The organism is Aeribacillus sp. FSL K6-1305 (genome assembly GCF_038050115.1).
In the GTDB taxonomy this organism is placed as follows: Bacteria; Bacillota; Bacilli; order Bacillales; family Aeribacillaceae; genus Aeribacillus; species Aeribacillus composti.
The window spans coordinates 1,680,782-1,698,181 of the sequence record NZ_JBBOQV010000001.1; the positions used below are offsets into that span (position 1 = coordinate 1,680,782).

A 17,400-nucleotide genomic window follows, 5' to 3' on the forward strand; every position below is an offset into this window, starting at 1 on the left:
TTCAATGATTTCTTAAAACAATTATAGTCATTGTTTTCAATGAAAGACAAACTTCATACTTTTATCTTCCCATCCATATACATATAAAGAAAGAGAATAAAACAAGCCTTTTCACTGCTTGCTGAAACCGGCTATTTAGCAAGTTTATTATAATCATATTTCACCAATGAACGGAAGAAAGGATGGTGGAAGCTCAATGGAAACAGATACTTTTATTGCAACCTTTATTAAAGTGTATTTTATTGCGTTAGGAGTCATTTTCGGCGGCTCGTTAATCGGCGGTATTGGCGCATATATTACAGGCGATGCTCCTCTCACCTCCATTTTCAGAATGGCAAACAAATTGAAAATTTGGGCTCTTGTTGCAGCTATTGGAGGGACGTTTGATGCGTTTTACAGCTTTGAACGAGGGATTTTTGAAGGAGCGACAAAGGACATTGTGAAACAGATTTTGTTAATCATTTCCGCCATGGGTGGTTCTCAAACAGGCTGGCTCTTAATCTCTTGGTTCACACAGGAGCATGTTTCGCAATGAGAATCCCGCCTTATTATAAAAAGCCTTCATGGCAGCGTTTTTTTGCCGGAGTTGCCGTAGGAGCTCTTATTAGCTGGGGGTTTTTTCTATATTCCTTTGGCTATTACCAAGAAAAACAAGTAAAAATCATTTCAACACAGCAAGAAACGATCGAACAATTAAAAAACGACATTCAAATTTGGCAGAGGGATTACAAAGAGCTAAATAAGAGAAACTTAGAATTATTGACTGTACAGGATGTCAAAATCGAAATTAAAAATGCGGAAAAATATAAGCTGGATGAATTAATGAAATATTCGATTGAAAATACGATCAAAAACGATTTAGCTGATTTAATTGCAAAAGATATTGACAGTGTTGTGAAAACAAGGCATTTAATTGCCAAAACGATTGAAAATAGAAAATATAAAATAGATGACAAAGAATACAACGCTACTGTCGTGGAGCTTGTCATTACACCGACCATTATTGTTGAAGTAGAATTGAAATTGAGCAAATAATAATGCCAACTTTTCTCCTATTATGAGGAGGGAAAAAGCGCCCTCCTTAAGATGTTTTACATAAAGCGACCAGCTCTTGAATGATTTGATCCGCAGTTTCCCAGCTGTCGATCGTAGCTCCGGCCGCAAGCGGATGGCCTCCGCCTTTAAAGCGTTTTGCAAGCTCATTGATCACGATTCCCTTCGAGCGGAATCTGACCCGAATTTCGTTGTTTTCCTCGACAAACAGCACCCACGCCTTGATCCCTTCAATATTTCCTAAAGCACCGACGAGCTGTGAAGCTTCGGAAGGAGTGACGCGGTATTCGTCCAATAGTTCTTTAGGAAGCTTTATATAAGCGGCCCCTGAATCAGTCAAAACGAAATTTTGCAGGACGTAACCGTTCAGCTTCGCCACATTAAGTTTCGTTTTATACATTTCGTCGTATATTTGCGTAAATGAAAACCCATAGTCTATAATCTCGCTTGCATATTGGAACGTTTTTTTCGTCGTATTTGAAAACAAAAATCTTCCTGTATCCCCAACAATTCCGGCATAAATGAGACTGGCTGCTTTTTTCGATAATGTTAAGCCTTGATCTTTGCCAAATAGATAAAATTCATAAATCATTTCGCTGACAGAGCTGGCAGATGTGTCTACCCAGACTATATCTCCATAAGGATCTTCATTTGGATGATGATCGATTTTGATCAATTTTTTCCCTTTATCATATCTTTGATCGCAAATTCGTTCTTGGTTTGCTGTGTCACATACGATGACGAGCGCTTCTTGATAGACGTCATCTTGAATTTCATCCATTTTGTACAAAAACGTTAAAGAAGGCTCATCGTTGCCGACTACATATATGTTTTTTTCAGGAAACGATTCTTTTAACAATTCCGCAAGCCCGCACTGAGAACCGTATGCATCAGGATCCGGCCGGACATGTCTATGTATAATAATCGTATCGAATGCTTTTATTTCATTTAAAATCTGTTGTTTCATTTCAGCTCTCCTTTATCATCATAAATGTTTTATTTCATCATTTACTAATGGTAAAATGATATACGATACTTAGATGGAGGTTGACATCATGCCTGTTTTAGCTATCCTAACGGTCATTTCTTTATCTTTTTATGTTTTTTACAAAATCAAATATTTTCGCACGAAACGTCCGATGGAAAGAAGCTGGATTTCATCTAAATCTAGCATTTCTCTAGGATTGTTTGTCTTCTTTTTCGGATTAAACCAAATGTTTTTAAACCGATCCACTGTTGCGCTCATCGTCGGTGTTGTTTTTATTATAACAGGTTGTCTGAGCATTTGGGCAGGATATAAAGCTTACAAATATTATTTGCCTTTGGCAATCAAAGAAAGCGAAAATGCCCGCTAAGAAAATTATATGGAAGAGACTGTCCTTATTTTTCAGACAGTCTTTTTTTAATTACGATCCATGATTTGCACCATTAACATAGCTTTGCCGACTAAAGTGTTTTCATGGAATACTTCCACATCAATTTTCCCGAATTTTCGACCCACGTCCAATATTTTCGGATGAATTTCAATCATGCTTTCCATTTGAACAGGTTTCAAAAAATAAATCGTCATATTCTCAACGACAAGCTCGCCTTTCTTTTTCTGTCTCAAATGATAATTGGCCGCTTCTGTAACTAGAGTTGTGAAGGCACCGTATGAAATGGTACCGAACTGGTTTGTCATTTGCGGTGTTACTTCACATTTAAAAATGTTTGATTCTTTTGCTTCATCAGAAAGATTGATCATCTGCCTCGTGATGATGTCATCAATTTTTTCACCTGTGTGCGGCTGCCGTTCAATTGAATGGAGAGCCTTTAAAACGTCCTGTCTGGAAATCATACCTGATAGGCGGCCGTTTCCGTCCACAACAGGCAATACTTCAATTCCTTCCCAAACCATTATTTGCGCAGCTGAAGCGACAGATGTTTTTCCTGTAACGGTTATCGGGCTTTTTGTCATCACTTTTTCAATGGATGTTTTTCGATCTGACGTCATAATATCCTTTGCCGTGACAATTCCAACAACCTTCAAACCTTGATCAATGACCGGGAATCGTCCGTGTCCAGTTTGCCGGTTGTATTCAAACCAGCGTTCAATCGGATCATTCGGGGTTAACGTGACAGTTTTTTCTAATGGGGTCAAAATGTCTTCCACTAACACGATTTCCTTTTTGATCAGCTGGTCATATATCGCTCTGTTTATCATCGTAGCCACTGTAAAAGTATCGTAGCTAGTGGATATTATCGGGAGCTCGAGCTCATCCGCCAGTTTTTTTACATAATCATCTGTGTCAAATCCCCCGGTTATTAAAACGGCGGCTCCTGCTTCCAAAGCCGACTGCTGAGCTTTTGTCCTGTTGCCGACAATGAGCAAGTTTCCAGCACCTGTATATCTCATCATCGCTTCCAATTTCATGGCGCCGATAACGAATTTATTTAATGTTTTATGAAGGCCGGCCCTGCCGCCTAACACTTGTCCGTCGACAATATTGACAACCTCCGCAAATGTCAGCTTTTCAATATTGTCTTTTTTCTTTTTTTCAATTCGAATGGTGCCGACCCTTTCGATTGTGCTGACAAAGCCTTTATTTTCCGCATCTTTAATCGCACGATAGGCAGTTCCTTCACTGACATTCATAACTTTGGCAATTTGTCTGACTGAAATTTTATCTCCGACGGGCAGAGACTCAATATAGTTCAAAATTTGTTCATGCTTTGTCGCCAATTTCTTCCCTCCTTTTAAGTTACATGATTGGCGAATTCTTCAAACATTTACTTATTTTTTCCTAAAATTTACTGTTTAGCAAACAAATGCTTGGAACTCATAATACGTAAAATGAACGGCTAAAAGCCGTCCATCAAAAATCTCACAGTTCGATTGTTTCTCCTGGTTTCAATAGGAGACCGACACCGTCTGGAAGCTTGGAAACAAAATCTTCAGGGTTTTGCTGGATCACTGGGAACGTGTTGTAATGAATTGGCACGACTTTTTTAGCTCGAATCCATTCTGCTGCTGTAAGAGCATCCTCCAGCCCCATTGTATAATTATCGCCAATTGGCAAAAAGGCTAAATCAATTTCATTGCGTTCTCCAATTAATTTCATATCAGAAAACAATGCTGTATCGCCTGCATGATAAATCGTTTTGTCCTCAGCTGTCAACAAAATTCCTGCTGGCATGCCAGTATACACAATGTTTTGGTTATCTTCCGTATAGCTGGAGCCATGGAAAGCCTGAGTCAGCTTTACTTTTCCAAACTCAAACTCGTATGCTCCCCCGATGCTCATTCCATGGGTTTTAATCCCTTTCCAGCTCAAGTATGTAGCCAGCTCTGCAATCGCCACGACTAACGAATCATTTCTTTTTGCAATCTCAACCGTATCCCCTACATGATCATTATGGCCGTGTGTCAACAAAATGACATCTGCTTTCACATCTTCAACCTTCAAATCAGTTTGCCCGTTCCCATTAATGAACGGATCAATGATAATGTTTTTCCCATTTGTTTCAATTTGAACGATGGAATGACCGTGAAAGGAAACCTTCATAAAAAAACCCTCCTTTTTGAATCTACTTTCATTTTACTGGAAACTTATGCTTTTGAAAACGTTTTATCGTTATTGATGAAATCGATGAATGACATTAGCGGCTCCCGTCGCTTCAATTATGGCGCCTGTAATAAAATCTGACTGTTCATCGCACAAAAAGGTTATAATTCTTGCGATATCTTCCCCTGTACCTGATCTTCCAATCGGCGTGTTCACGTCAATATGCTTTCTAGCTTCTTCAATGGTCGCCTCTTTCATTTCCGCCGTAATGTTTCCTGGACAAACCATATTCGCTGTGATGCCGTTTTCCGCCTCTTCAATAGCAATCGTTTTTGTCAAAGAGACTAGTCCGGTCTTAGCCGCGCTGAACGCCGAGCGGTGAAGCCAACCTGAAGCATCCCCGGCACCTTGGAAGCCGTAGGTAATGATTCGGCCGTACTTTTGTTTCCTCATAATCGGGATTGTTCGTTTCACTAAATGAAACACCGAGCTTAAATTTCCTTCAATCATTTCATACCATTCCTGATCAGAATAATCAGCAAGCTTTTTCCTCTCAAATATATACGGACCCGCATTATTAACTAAACAGTCAATACGGCCAAAGCACTGATAAGTTTGATCAATCAGCCGAATTAAATCTTCCTTTTTCGTCACATCACATCGTATAAACAGCAAACGGTCGCGCATAGAAGCATATTTTTCCTGCAGTTGTTCAACTCCTGTTTGATTATTGTGATAACTGACCGTCACGCTGTACCCCTTTTCCAAAAATAATTCGGTCACCTTTCTTCCAAGACCTCTTGAGCCTGCCGTAACAATTGCATGGCGCACCCATCAATTCCTCCCTTTATTTACTACAATCATTTTACAATAATTTTTTAAAATGCAAAAACGGAATAGCTTCCACGATTTTTATCAGCAAGAGGTTGGAATGCAAGTGCAAGGCGGCCTTTCCATACAAAAAAGCGGGCACAATGAGTACCCGCCTGTTTCAGCTTATGCGCAGAAGACTGATTTTTCATTGAAGGTCTTTATTCAATTAAAACAAATGGAGTTGGATTTATATAATCGCCTTTGCTTTATTGATTTGCTCCTTTACTTCCTTAAATCCGGTTCCACCTAAGCTGTTTCGTTTGTTGACCGCTTCGTATGGGTTCAGAACTTCATATACATCATTTTCAAACAGAGAGGATGCTTCCTTATACTCTTCTAATGGCAAGTCAAGTAAATAGATTCCTTTTTGAATGCATTTATATACAAGTTTCCCGACTACTTCATGAGCTTCGCGGAAAGGAAGACCTTTTTTCGCCAAATAGTCAGCGAGTTCAGTAGCGTTTGAAAAATCCTGCTTCACCGATTTTTCCATCTGCTCTTTATTTACTTTCAGCGTTTCGATCATTCCCGTCATAATTTGCAAACAGCCCTCTACTGTTTTTACAGTATCGAACATGCCCTCTTTATCTTCCTGCAAGTCTTTGTTATAGGCAAGAGGGAGACCTTTTAAAACCGTCAGCAAACCGACGAGATTGCCGACGACGCGACCGCTCTTCCCTCGAATTAATTCCGCCATATCCGGATTTTTCTTTTGTGGCATGATGCTGCTGCCGGTCGAATAAGCGTCATCCATTTCAACGAACTGGAATTCCTGCGAGCACCATAAAATTAATTCTTCGCAAAATCTTGAGAGATGAATCATCAACAGCGAGCTGTTGCTCATAAATTCAACAATAAAATCCCTGTCGCTCACCGCATCCAGGCTGTTTAAATAAACTTCATCGAAGCCTAAAAGCTCAGCCGTATATTTCCGGTCAATCGGAAAGGTTGTCCCAGCTAATGCGGCAGCGCCAAGCGGACTGATATTAATCCGTTTCAAAGATTCTGTAAATCTAGATTTGTCACGCTCAAGCATCCAAAAATAAGCCAATAAATGATGGGCAAATGAAACCGGCTGCGCCCGCTGCAAATGTGTATATCCCGGCAAAATCGTCTCAATATGCTGTTCAGCTTTGTTTACAAGCGCTTTTTGCAATTCTCTGATCAGTTCCACAATGGCTTCAACATGTTTTTTTAAGTATAGATGCATATCGGTCGCCACTTGGTCGTTGCGGCTTCTTGATGTATGCAGCTTTCCGCCGATCGGTCCGATTTCATCTATTAACATTTTTTCAATGTTTAAATGAATATCTTCATATTGAACGGAGTATTCAAGCTCCCCATTTTTTGCTTTTTCCAAAAGACGGTGCAGCCCTTTTTCAATCGCTTCTCCTTCCTCTTTTGTTAAAATGCCGCACTTGGCAAGCATTTTAACATGGGCGAGGCTCCCTTGAATGTCTTCCTCTACGAGCTGTTTGTCAAACGTGATCGACGCATTGAATTCGTCGACCCATGCTTCGGGCGTCTTTTGAAAACGGCCGCCCCAAAGTTTTTTCATATTGTCACCTTCTTGTTTTTCACGATGCTGTTCACCGCTGTTGGAAGGCCGAACAGTTTAATAAAGCCGACTGCTGCTTCATGATCAAATGAATCTTCTTGCGTGTAGGTGGCCAGCTTTTCATCATAAAGCGAGTACGGAGATTTTCTTCCTTCTACAATTGCGTGCCCTTTATACAATTTTACGCGCACTGTCCCTGTTACATATTTTTGAGTTTCTTTCAAAAATGCTTCCAATGCGCTTTTCAGCGGAGAGAACCAAAGACCGTTGTAAATAAGCTCGGCAAGCTTTTGTTCGATCAGCGGTTTAAAATGCGCTACTTCTTTAACCTGTGTTAAATCTTCCAATTCTTTATGCGCTTTGATCAATGTCATAGCCGCAGGGCATTCGTACACTTCGCGCGATTTAATGCCGACAAGTCTGTTTTCCACATGATCGATTCTGCCGACGCCATGTTTTCCAGCGAGCGCATTCAGCTTCAAAATTAGTTCATCTAACTGCATTCTTTGACCGTTCACTGCTACCGGTACGCCTTGTTCAAATTCAATTTCAATGATGTCCGCTTCATCCGGTGCATTTTCAATGGAAGAAGTCAGTTCATAGGCATCCTCAGGCGGTGCAGCCCATGGATCTTCTAAAACTCCGCATTCATTGCTTCTTCCCCATAAGTTTTGATCGATGGAATATGGGCTGTCCAGATCAATCGGAATTGGAATGTCATGCTGTTTCGCATATTCAATTTCCTCTTCACGCGACCATTTCCATTCCCGAACAGGTGCCAAAACCTCCAGCTCAGGATTTAACGCTTTTATGGAAACTTCAAAGCGCACTTGGTCGTTTCCTTTTCCGGTACAACCGTGAGCAACTGCGACAGCGCCGGTCTTTTCCGCTATTTCCACTAATTTTTTGGCAATGAGCGGTCTTGAAAGAGCGGAAACAAGAGGATATTTACCTTCATAAAGGGTGTGTGCCTGAAGGGCGATCAACGCATATTCTTCCGCAAACTCTTTTTTCGCATCTATAATATAAGATTGTACAGCACCGACTTTTAGTGCTTTTTCTTTAATAAACTCTAAATCCTTCCCTTCCCCAACGTCCAGACAGCAGGCAACGACGTCGTATCCTTTTTCTTGCAGCCACTTGATGGCGACAGATGTATCTAAACCTCCAGAATAGGCCAATACTACTTTTGGTTTTGACATGTTCATTCTCCTCTCCGATGTATACAAAATGAATAAAAATACTTTTTTATTCATAAAAATGCAATCATTAATTAAAAATGTAACAGTTTTGCTGACTTTTTTCAATAGTTTTTTTAAAAAAGCATTATTTGTTTATGATATAATTTGCATAATAAAAAATGGAGGAATGGAAATGTTTGAATATAACGAAAGATTGGGGATTCCTCTTCCTGCATTCAGCAAGCATTGGGAGGAATATCCAAATGAGGTTCAACAGCAAATTTTATCGGATTGGGAATGTATACGTGGACAAATCCCTGACCGCATTAAACATTTAGAAGCGATAATAAATAAAAAGCAAGAGCAGTTGAATGACGAAGAGGATTTTGATCTTTCGTGCAGACTAAATGAAGAAATCAGTGAGATTGCTTCCATCATCAATGATTTATGGCTTTGGTACCGGATTGATCCGCATATAACAAAAGCTTGAGAAATTATATTTTCATCTCAAGCTCATCCCTTCATAATGATGTCTATATTGATAAAATTTATGTGCAAACTCAATGGCCACTTTCATTGAACGATAGCGAATGCCGCCTCCGATCATTAAGCTTAAAATCGGTTTTCCCCGAATTGTTTTATATTTGAATGTTTGCACGGCAATGCATTTTAAGATTTGGTTTACAGTTTGATGGTTGACAAATGGTTCGTTCTGCTCATAAAAATAAGCATCATCTCCATTTTGTAATTCCTCTTTTAGTTGATTCCACGCTTCAAATTTTAAATGTTTCGGCATTAAAGAGCTGTGAAAAACCTTTAGAGACAGCATCATTTCATAAGGTGACGAAACTTCATAACCATACGCAAGAGATAATGTTTGCACAGCCCGCATATGAAAAATTATTTGCAGCACAATATCTGCACTTAGCGAAAAAACACCACTGGAAGATGCGATTCCTCCTTGAATAAAGGAATACAGCCGCTGCTTCGCCATTTCCTTCTCAGCCAATTGATAGCATTCTTCTAAAGGGAGCTTTTTTAAATCAGTGATCGTTTGAACTTGATCGGAAATAACACGTGCAAATGAGAGGATCCGCTTCCGTGTTTCTGAATAGAAGATCGAGCTTTGCAAAATCGAATGCATATGAAACAAAACGTAATCGACCTTCTCAAACATTTCTTTTTGAATATGCTCAGGAAGGTCATTCAATCTTGTTTCCAGCCATTTGTCAAATGGAAGCGTGCATTTACATGCACATTTTTCCAACTCTTCCTCCCAGCATTTCATTTGATTTACCCAGCTTTCTTCCAAAATGGCCCCCAAAAATGCACCGCCTTTCTTTTTAAACAAATGCTCGCAAATATACAATGATATTATATCACGGAATTGATATAACTCTTAAGAGTCGAGCATTGATAAAATCCAATCCTTTACATCTATCATCCGATTATACTTCGGCAATCGCTCTGTCCCTGAAACGATGATTGCTGCTAAAGAGTCATGCTGGTGTAAACCGCCATGACTCGCACCGCCCACATGCACTGGAGATGACCCGTACTTGAATTCAAAGCCAGGATAAGCGCTAATCATAAGAAATTGTCCTTTATGTGACAAAGCGGCTGCATGTAATCTTGCCAGCGCATCCGGATATTCCCCGTACTTAATTCGGCTTCCTTCCGTGAAAATATCCAACACTTCAATGTCTCCGTTTAAAGTCCACATACTTCCATACGGATCTTCCCATTGACCTCCTTTTTTAAACATCAGCATTCCTTCCCGCCGCCCTGAAACAACTTTTATTTTTTCCTCTTCTTCCCGCCAAGCGATGACATCGATGCGTGCATCTGTTTTCAAAATGTTTGCAATTTCTTCAAGCGAATGGTTCGGCTGTAATAAATATACGAACGCCATGCGTTGATTGACCGCAAGTACGATATCATCATCCTTCCGTACACCTTTTGACAGCTTGGTAATACGATATGGGCTGAGTAGCTTTTCTAAATGGATCAGAGGATTTTGATTTCTCGGGCGGACAACCGCTTGGCCGTTATCGCCCATAATGATCCAAACATTGTTCTCCAGCGCTTCCTCCCATGAATGAAAGCTGTCTAACACTTTTTGCAATTCACGATCTGTTTTTACGATTCCTGACAGATCCTCAACTCCTTTTTTATGTATAATTTGATCCATATCAGGAAAATAGACCATTGTAAAAGGAGGCAAAGAATGATTTTTAATAAGATAAATAAGCTCCTGAGCAGAAAATCGATTATTAAAGCCAAATCTTTGCCAGAAGTGTCCATACTTTGCAAATGGGTTTTGTTTAATGAAGGAGCCGTAAGTTAACAAATCCGGTCCCTTAACAGTAAGGCTTCTATGAAAAGTAGGCAGCAAAGATAATAAAAACGGAAGCTGCATTACTTTTTCCTGACTTCCTCGATAGAGAAGTCCATTAATAGACGCGGAATTTTTCCCCTTTTTGCTCAGTTCTTCAAAAATGGTTGCGGCCTTTTTGTTTAAATGCTCATGATTTATATTGTACAGCGGATCCTTTAATGAAGTTGCGAGCCCCAGCTGTAAAAGCTCAGATGCATTTGTTCCATAATTAATAAGACGCTTTTCTTCATCATGAAACCAGACTAATCCTGGAACGTGATGCACATCTGAGTAATGCCCGGTAAGCAGACTGCTTTCCACATTGACGGACATCGTCGGAAAAGGACTGATAATTTCTGAAGCAGTACCATGCTTCATGAAAAAGGCGAAAGCCGGCGCCATTTTATTGTCTACTGCTTTTTTCAAAAAAGGGAGCATGAGAGTATCGATAATCAACAATATCACATTTTTTTTAGCCATTTTGTTCCATCCTCATCGTTTATTTGCTATTAGAATTTGTCTAGAAGGTGAAAATCATGCAAAAAACTCCGGTTTTTTAACCGGAGCAATATTAAACGCTATTATCATTCTCATCACCCTTCAATCATCACTACTTTATTTTTGAAATAAAAAATGTTGGAGGGAATGAATCATTTTAGTTCCCATGCATCGTTCATCATATAAATAGATTATTTCCACTTTTTATTGGTAAAAAAAACAACCTCCTTTCATATCCATTTCGGAATATGAAAAAAGGTTGCGTTGGTTACGAGTTCAGGTTTTGCTGTTATCCCTCGGCAAAACCTTATAAATTCGCTATTCTCATTACATCTCTTGCAATCATCACTTCTTCATTTGTCGGTATAACTAGAACTTTTACTGGTGAGTGTGGATAGTTAATAAACGCTTCTTTTCCACGTACTTTGTTTAAGGCAGGATCCCAATAAACGCCCATAAATTCCAATCCCCGCAGCACTCGTTCGCGGACAATGTCACTGTTTTCACCAATGCCGGCGGTAAAGATAATCGCATCCACACCGCACATCCGCGCCGCATAAGATCCGATATATTTATGAATGCGGTCAGCAAAAACCGCCAATGCCAATTCGGCGCGAGCATTCCCCTTCGCTGCAGCATCTTCGATATCGCGCAAATCGCTTGAGAAACCGGATATTCCTAAAAGTCCGCTCTTTTTATTTAATACATTAATAACTTCATCAGCGGTTTTACCTGTTTTTTCCATGATATATGGGATAAGCGCTGGATCAATACTTCCGGAACGAGTTCCCATCGCAACACCTTCAAGAGGCGTAAATCCCATCGATGTATCGATTGATTTTCCGCCTTCAACTGCTGCAATGCTGGCACCATTTCCTAGATGGCAGGAAATAAGCCGCAAATGCTTTAAAGGTCTTTCAAGCAATTGAGCTGCCCGTTCCGTTACATATTTATGAGACGTTCCATGGAAGCCGTATTTGCGAATTCCGTATTTTTCATAATAATCATATGGCAAACTGTATAAGTAAGATTGTTCCGGCATCGATTGGTGAAAGGCAGTATCGAACACCGCTACCGCTGGAACGTCCGGAAGCACCTTTTGGAAGGCGCGAATGCCAAGCACATTGACTGGATTATGCAAAGGCGCCAAATGAGAGAGTTCTTCAATTTTCTTTAAAGTTCCTTCCGTAATAAGCGCTGAGTCACTGAAGATCTCTCCTCCATGTACAACCCTATGACCGATTCCGTCAATATCATTTAACGTCCGGATAATTCCATATTCAGTTAATTTATTTAGCACAAGCTGTACCGCTATTGAAAAATCGGTAATTTGACAACTTTCTTTCTTTTCTTCTCCGTTAACATATATCTTAAAAAATGATTGGTCCAAACCAATCCTTTCAACTACCCCTTTTGTTAAAACTTCTTCATTCGGCATTTCAAACAATTTAAACTTTAATGAAGAGCTTCCAGCATTTACAGCTAAAATCTTAGGCATGTATTTTCATTCTCTCCTTCTTTTTGTTGATGAAACTTTTTTAAAAATTCCTGCATGTGACATAGAAATTAGCAAAATATGTGAAACACCAGACTTGTCTAATTTTAAAAAGAGAGATGATCGCTCTATACATTTAAACATTGATAAAGCAACATTTCAAGTGAAAAATAAATGTTTATCTGTATACAAAAATTTCTAAAAATAAAAAGCGCTTCCATCCACTTCCTAAATGAAACGGAAAGCCACTATTCGCTAAAACCGAAGATTTCTTTTCTCTAGTTTAGTTTTTATGAAAAATAGAAGAAATAAACCGAATCCTAAAAAAAAGGCGACATGGCTGTCACCTTTTAGTGTCTTCATCTTTTCATTTATTTGTCCGGAGCCACTCATCAATTTGATCCATAATCGAAGCAAGAGCTTTTTTATTCGAAAATTTCGGTAGATCAACAAGCATAACCCGTTTGGGCGGTACAATTCCTTCTCCCTTTTTTTGCAAAATAAAGATGCTTTTTCGACTATTTTCCGATTTAAACATGGAGCGCGGGAGCTGCAACAGGCCTTGGATCACTGTATTTTCTTTTAGATATCGATTCAATTTTGGAGCTTCAGGCGTCTCAAAAAGATGGTTTGGTATAAGGAAAAACAAATAACCGCCTTCTTTTGTATAGCGGATGCTCTGCTCAATAAAAAGATGATGGGCGTAAGAATGGCCTTCATCAGCCTTCAATTCAAAATGCTTTGCGACGTCATGATCGGGATAATAGCCGACTGGCAGGTCGCACACCACCGCATCCACAGGGTCGATAAAAAGGTTTTTTAGGCTGTCCTGATTATAAAAGTCAATAGAATGCTTCTGCAAATTTGCATTCACATAAGCGATTTTAACTAACAAATCATTTATATCGATTCCAATGCTTTCAACTTGCTTTGCTTCAAGTTGGTTTAAGACAGCCGAGAGTAAATTACCCGAACCTACAGCAGGGTCTAAAATCATTAAATTTTTTTCATCTTGAAAAAATTTTTGCACAAGATAGCCGAGCAATATGCAAACGCTGTCAGGAGTCATTTGGTGGATTTGCTGATTATCCTCCTTTAATCCTTTTAAAACAGCGAGCTGAAAAGCTCTCCGAATTTCTTCATTTGAGTAGTGGTCCAAATGAAACGTCCGGTATATATTGTTCAGTTTTTTACTTGTAATTTCGCTAATGGAATCTTGAACTGTAGTTCCGTGAAATAGGTTTTCTCCTGTGTTCGCTATCGCTTCAATGTATGTACAATTCATTTCGTTTTTAATGATTTCTGCCGTCTCATTAATGAGTGAAAACAGTTTTTCAACATTTGAAAATCCTTGCATAAAGGCTTCCTCCTTTAAGCTCGTCACATCCTTTCATTTTAGCGTTTCATTGTTTTATAAGCAAGAAAAAAAGGACCTTGCATCAGGTCCTTAATTTGCTGCTTTTGCAGCTTCAATCGCCGCTTCATAGTTTGGATGATTTGTCGCCTCGCTGACATATTCTACATATGTTACATTATCGTTTGAATCAACAACAAAAACAGCGCGAGCAAGCAGACGCAATTCTTTGATTAATACTCCGTACGCCTGTCCGAAAGAAGCGTCGCGATGGTCAGATAACAATTGTACATTTTCAATTCCGTTCGCACCGCACCAACGTTTTTGCGCAAAAGGAAGATCCATGCTGATTGTTAAAATTTTAACATTATCCAGCTTGGAAGCTTCTTCATTAAAGCGGCGTGTTTGTGCATCACATACGCCAGTATCGATCGAAGGAACAACAGAAATGATTCGGACCTGCCCTTTTGTATCAGCTAAAGTAACTTCCGACAAATCATTCGCAAGCACTTTGAAATCAGGCGCTTTATCTCCAACCTTCACTTCATTTCCTAAAAGAGTTACCGGATTTCCTTTAAATGTTACGTTTGCCATTTTATCCCCTCCAAATCTATGTATAGTTTAACTATAGCTTGTTTTTGAAGACTTTTCAAAGAAAAAGTGTTTGAAAATTTCAAAAAGCTGCCAAAGCAGCTTTAAATGTCAAAATCAATTTTTTCTTTTTCATTGTTATCGTCTTGTATATGTTTTTTCTTTCGAAACAGTTCTTGAATTTTTTCTACCGTTTGAGGGGTTGCATCTAAAATTTTTTCATAAAGATGGGTATTTTCATCTAAATGAAGAATTTTGATTCCATTTGTTCCAACAATAAGAAATGCGATTGGCGTAATCGATACACCGCCTCCGCTTCCTCCGCCGAAAGGAAGTTTTCCTTTTTCACCTGTAGTGCTGCTTCCATAAGGACTGCTTGAATGTTTTTCACCTGTCGGTCCGTAAAATTCACTGCCACCTGCCGCAAATCCGAATCCCACTTTTGAAACGGTTAGTATAACACTCCCATCAGGAGTTTCAACTGGATCGCCAATTATGGTATTGACATCGATCATTTGCTGCAAGTTTTCCATTGCCGTTTTCATTAACCCTTGAATCGGATGATCGCTCATACTTTTGCCTCCTCTAAACTATGTTCATTCTTCTTGTTTTTCTTGGCAAACGGTAAGTTTCGCCATAATGCTGTTTTTGATCTCGACCATTTTACGAGACGCAATCCTGCTATGATAGCATTCCCAAGTCGGAATTGCATCATACATACAAATGTCGTTTTCAAAACCATTCGGTTGAAATTAGGAAAGATTGAAACAACTGGATAACCTATTAATGTAAAGTATCGGGAAGCGAAATAAATAATAGAGCTTTTCATCCCCCATAGTGTACCCGCCGACATTCCTGTTGAGGCAGCTTCTCCCGTTCCGATTTCAGTACGCCACTCCCATTTCACAATCCGAACCTTCTTCAAAAATTTCCGAATAATAAAGGAAAAATGGATAACATTTTCCAATATTTCTTTAAAATTTTGCAGCTTCTCAAACAGCTCTTCAGGAGTCACTTTTTCGGACGATTTTTGAGTTGAATGTTTCGTTTCTTTTTCTTGTTTATAAACAATATTTGGACCTTCTTGATCCAGTTTTATAAAAGGGATTTTGATTGTGTAGCGAATAAGGCCAAAAAACAATAGAAATGTCACTCTTAACCGATCGTCATATTTATCGTGTTTATATGAAAGTACAATCGTTAATTTTGTCATTGCAACAAGAAGCACAAATATCAAAAATAGGAAAAAGACTATTGCAAGCCAAAATGGCATAATTTCACATCCTTTCAGTGAACCATTATCACCTCTCTATAAAAAAATAAACCTGCCTTTTCGGCAGGTCATCTTGAAAACCGTTCATCATGAATAACTGTTGTATCGCTGAATAAATCGTGCAGTCCTTGTTTCTTTTTTGTAAAAGCAACGATCAAATATCCGATCCACGTAACCTTGGAAATGTACCGTCCGATCCATTCCCTGAAGAAAACATCGGTCCATGTAAGCTTATCATTTTTTAAAGATATAACACGCAGGCCAAAAACCATTTTCCCGAGCGTTTGTCCTAAAAACTTCGTCATAAGAATAAAGTAGGAAAAGAAAAACAAGGCGCTTAAAATTCGATAAGGTGAAAAAATAAAATCGCTTTTTTCCAATCCGATCAGTAAAAAAAGCGGATTGGCAACAATTCGGATGACGCTTGAAACAACAATGAGGTCAAGCAAGTATGCCCAAAACCGCATCCAAAATCCCGCAAAGTGATAAGAGATGTCTGTTTGAACCTCACGCTTTTGTTCAATTTGATTTATTTCTTCAAATGTTCCATCCATGTTGGCACCTCCTACTCCGAATATAAATACATCAGGCGGGGAGAATTCGGTTGTGAAAACAATTTGTATAGTCCTTGCATTTCCAGATCTTTAGAGATCACCTTCCCAGCCATCATGGAAAGGAACGATTCAAATCCAAAGCTCGATTTATATTTGAATACATATGGATCTGATAAGTCTAAGTCTTTTTTCATCATTTCCACCGCATCATCAAAATAGCCTAGCTCGTCAACTAAATGGAGCTGTTTCGCCTGCCGGCCGTCATAAATTCGTCCATCGGCAATTTTCCGCACTTCCCCTTCATCCATCTTTCTTCCTTGCGAGATTACGTCTACAAAGCCTTCATAAGCGTTATTCACCATTTTTTGAAGAATTTCTCTTTCCTCTTTTGTCATATCTCTTGTTGAAGAAAAAATGTCTTTATATGGACCGCTTTTGATCGTTTCTACTTTCACCCCAAAGTTTTTTGCCAATTCACTGTAGTTTATTCCTTGCATAATGACCCCTAGCGAGCCTGTCATCGTATCCGGTGCTGCAATAATTTTATCGGCAGGAGTTGAAATATAATATCCTCCTGAAGCTGCCATGGTTCCCATTGAAACATAAATCGGCTTTTTCGCCTTTTCTTTAACTTCCATTAGTTTTTTATGAATTTCTGCACTTTCCACTACTCCCCCGCCAGGAGAGTTGACTCGCAAAATTATTCCTTTTACGCTTTTATCCTCGCCGGCCTTTTCAATCAATTTCAAAAATTCTTTATGATTGTAGCCTTCACTGGCAAAAATCGATGTAACATCTTCACCCGTATCTTGAATCACTCCATTTACTTCCAGCACCGCAATTTTTTCATCCGGCATTCCTTCTTCAAGGACTTCCTCGGAAAACTGCGATTCAAAAAAATTCTCAGACAATTTTTCTGCATTTGAAACAGCCATAGAAGTAAAGCTAATGATCATCGAAAAAACAAATAATGCTGCGGCAATTCCTAACGCAGCCCACCTTTTTCCACTCAAGATGTTTACCTCCTTGATTCAATTTCACCTTTTTT

Annotated in this window: 19 protein-coding genes; 4 read left to right on the top strand and 15 right to left on the bottom strand. The window is 39.2% G+C overall.

Annotation, left to right across the window (positions count from 1 at the left end):
- Positions 1-196: 196 nt before the first annotated feature.
- Both NST97_RS08085 and ytrI read left to right on the top strand, forming a co-directional pair.
- Positions 197-535 carry a YtrH family sporulation protein gene (locus NST97_RS08085; protein ID WP_063387392.1) on the top strand — a complete coding sequence of 113 codons (339 nt, stop codon included), beginning with the start codon at positions 197-199 and terminating at the stop codon, positions 533-535.
- Positions 532-1,035, top strand: coding sequence for a sporulation membrane protein YtrI (gene ytrI / locus NST97_RS08090; protein WP_066247820.1), 504 nt, complete (start codon positions 532-534; stop codon positions 1,033-1,035). The genes NST97_RS08085 and ytrI overlap by 4 nt, the downstream gene beginning before the upstream one ends.
- A 46-nt stretch (positions 1,036-1,081) precedes the next feature.
- Here ytrI and NST97_RS08095 read toward each other — a convergent pair whose 3' ends face one another.
- Positions 1,082-2,020, bottom strand: coding sequence for a DHH family phosphoesterase (locus NST97_RS08095; protein WP_130156151.1), 939 nt, complete (start codon positions 2,018-2,020; stop codon positions 1,082-1,084).
- Positions 2,021-2,108: 88 nt separating this feature from the next.
- On the opposite strand from NST97_RS08095, the gene NST97_RS08100 reads away from it, so the two are divergent.
- The gene (locus tag NST97_RS08100; protein WP_063387389.1) at positions 2,109-2,408 is read left to right on the top strand and encodes a YtpI family protein; all 300 of its coding nucleotides are present in this window, start codon (positions 2,109-2,111) and stop codon (positions 2,406-2,408) included.
- A 47-nt stretch (positions 2,409-2,455) separates the two neighbouring features.
- Here NST97_RS08100 and NST97_RS08105 read toward each other — a convergent pair whose 3' ends face one another.
- The 5 genes from NST97_RS08105 to NST97_RS08125 form a co-directional block, all read right to left on the bottom strand.
- Entirely contained in the window at positions 2,456-3,775 is a 1,320-nt protein-coding gene (locus tag NST97_RS08105; protein ID WP_066247825.1) for a CBS domain-containing protein, read from the bottom strand.
- Positions 3,776-3,917: 142 nt separating this feature from the next.
- A complete protein-coding gene (locus NST97_RS08110) occupies positions 3,918-4,598 on the bottom strand; it encodes a metal-dependent hydrolase (RefSeq protein WP_341343098.1) in 681 nt (226 codons plus the stop codon).
- Positions 4,599-4,667: 69 nt separating this feature from the next.
- Entirely contained in the window at positions 4,668-5,429 is a 762-nt protein-coding gene (locus tag NST97_RS08115; protein ID WP_063387386.1) for an SDR family oxidoreductase, read from the bottom strand.
- Between the two features lie 229 nt (positions 5,430-5,658).
- On the bottom strand, positions 5,659-7,029 hold the full coding sequence (argH, locus tag NST97_RS08120) for an argininosuccinate lyase (protein WP_063387385.1): 1,371 nt from the start codon (positions 7,027-7,029) through the stop codon (positions 5,659-5,661).
- The gene (locus NST97_RS08125; protein WP_063387384.1) at positions 7,026-8,231 is read right to left on the bottom strand and encodes an argininosuccinate synthase; all 1,206 of its coding nucleotides are present in this window, start codon (positions 8,229-8,231) and stop codon (positions 7,026-7,028) included. Before NST97_RS08125 ends, argH begins: the two co-directional genes overlap by 4 nt.
- A gap of 172 nt (positions 8,232-8,403) precedes the next feature.
- Between NST97_RS08125 and NST97_RS08130 the strand changes: the two genes are divergently transcribed.
- Complete coding sequence (locus tag NST97_RS08130) at positions 8,404-8,700, top strand: hypothetical protein (RefSeq protein WP_422386928.1); 297 nt, start codon at positions 8,404-8,406, stop codon at positions 8,698-8,700.
- A 12-nt stretch (positions 8,701-8,712) separates the two neighbouring features.
- On the opposite strand, the gene NST97_RS08135 is transcribed toward NST97_RS08130, so the two are convergent.
- The 9 genes from NST97_RS08135 to sppA all read right to left on the bottom strand — a co-directional run bounded on the left by NST97_RS08135 (position 8,713) and on the right by sppA (position 17,365).
- A complete protein-coding gene (locus NST97_RS08135) occupies positions 8,713-9,534 on the bottom strand; it encodes an EcsC family protein (RefSeq protein WP_339210203.1) in 822 nt (273 codons plus the stop codon).
- Between the two features lie 75 nt (positions 9,535-9,609).
- On the bottom strand, positions 9,610-11,067 hold the full coding sequence (locus tag NST97_RS08140) for an alkaline phosphatase family protein (RefSeq protein ID WP_063387383.1): 1,458 nt from the start codon (positions 11,065-11,067) through the stop codon (positions 9,610-9,612).
- A 325-nt stretch (positions 11,068-11,392) separates the two neighbouring features.
- On the bottom strand, positions 11,393-12,583 hold the full coding sequence (locus NST97_RS08145) for an acetate kinase (protein ID WP_341343099.1): 1,191 nt from the start codon (positions 12,581-12,583) through the stop codon (positions 11,393-11,395).
- A 364-nt stretch (positions 12,584-12,947) separates the two neighbouring features.
- On the bottom strand, positions 12,948-13,937 hold the full coding sequence (locus tag NST97_RS08150; RefSeq protein ID WP_339197043.1) for a class I SAM-dependent methyltransferase: 990 nt from the start codon (positions 13,935-13,937) through the stop codon (positions 12,948-12,950).
- A gap of 90 nt (positions 13,938-14,027) precedes the next feature.
- Positions 14,028-14,528 (bottom strand): thiol peroxidase, encoded by a 501-nt coding sequence (tpx, locus tag NST97_RS08155; protein ID WP_063387376.1) that lies wholly within the window; start codon positions 14,526-14,528, stop codon positions 14,028-14,030.
- 101 nt (positions 14,529-14,629) lie between these two features.
- On the bottom strand, positions 14,630-15,097 hold the full coding sequence (ytfJ, locus tag NST97_RS08160; protein WP_066247839.1) for a GerW family sporulation protein: 468 nt from the start codon (positions 15,095-15,097) through the stop codon (positions 14,630-14,632).
- Entirely contained in the window at positions 15,094-15,798 is a 705-nt protein-coding gene (locus tag NST97_RS08165; protein WP_063387374.1) for a DUF2953 domain-containing protein, read from the bottom strand. Before NST97_RS08165 ends, ytfJ begins: the two co-directional genes overlap by 4 nt.
- 68 nt (positions 15,799-15,866) lie before the next feature.
- Positions 15,867-16,352: an RDD family protein gene (locus tag NST97_RS08170; protein WP_063387373.1), complete on the bottom strand. Its 486-nt coding sequence runs from the start codon at positions 16,350-16,352 to the stop codon at positions 15,867-15,869.
- Between the two features lie 11 nt (positions 16,353-16,363).
- Positions 16,364-17,365 (bottom strand): signal peptide peptidase SppA, encoded by a 1,002-nt coding sequence (gene sppA / locus NST97_RS08175; protein ID WP_063387372.1) that lies wholly within the window; start codon positions 17,363-17,365, stop codon positions 16,364-16,366.
- Positions 17,366-17,400: the final 35 nt, after the last annotated feature.

Bases quoted from the DNA above. Each gene is read 5' to 3' on its own strand.
- NST97_RS08150 (WP_339197043.1), bottom strand. From the start codon at position 13,937: ATGCAAGGATTTTCAAATGTTGAAAAACTGTTTTCACTCATTAATGAG.
- NST97_RS08095 (WP_130156151.1), bottom strand. From the start codon at position 2,020: ATGAAACAACAGATTTTAAATGAAATAAAAGCATTCGATACGATTATT.
- ytfJ (WP_066247839.1), bottom strand. From the start codon at position 15,097: ATGAGCGATCATCCGATTCAAGGGTTAATGAAAACGGCAATGGAAAAC.
- NST97_RS08100 (WP_063387389.1), top strand. From the start codon at position 2,109: ATGCCTGTTTTAGCTATCCTAACGGTCATTTCTTTATCTTTTTATGTT.
- NST97_RS08165 (WP_063387374.1), bottom strand. From the start codon at position 15,798: ATGCCATTTTGGCTTGCAATAGTCTTTTTCCTATTTTTGATATTTGTG.
- NST97_RS08110 (WP_341343098.1), bottom strand. From the start codon at position 4,598: ATGAAGGTTTCCTTTCACGGTCATTCCATCGTTCAAATTGAAACAAAT.
- NST97_RS08170 (WP_063387373.1), bottom strand. From the start codon at position 16,352: ATGGATGGAACATTTGAAGAAATAAATCAAATTGAACAAAAGCGTGAG.
- NST97_RS08145 (WP_341343099.1), bottom strand. From the start codon at position 12,583: ATGCCTAAGATTTTAGCTGTAAATGCTGGAAGCTCTTCATTAAAGTTT.
- NST97_RS08125 (WP_063387384.1), bottom strand. From the start codon at position 8,231: ATGTCAAAACCAAAAGTAGTATTGGCCTATTCTGGAGGTTTAGATACA.
- NST97_RS08140 (WP_063387383.1), bottom strand. From the start codon at position 11,067: ATGGCTAAAAAAAATGTGATATTGTTGATTATCGATACTCTCATGCTC.
- NST97_RS08130 (WP_422386928.1), top strand. From the start codon at position 8,404: ATGTTTGAATATAACGAAAGATTGGGGATTCCTCTTCCTGCATTCAGC.
- argH (WP_063387385.1), bottom strand. From the start codon at position 7,029: ATGAAAAAACTTTGGGGCGGCCGTTTTCAAAAGACGCCCGAAGCATGG.
- ytrI (WP_066247820.1), top strand. From the start codon at position 532: ATGAGAATCCCGCCTTATTATAAAAAGCCTTCATGGCAGCGTTTTTTT.
- NST97_RS08085 (WP_063387392.1), top strand. From the start codon at position 197: ATGGAAACAGATACTTTTATTGCAACCTTTATTAAAGTGTATTTTATT.
- tpx (WP_063387376.1), bottom strand. From the start codon at position 14,528: ATGGCAAACGTAACATTTAAAGGAAATCCGGTAACTCTTTTAGGAAAT.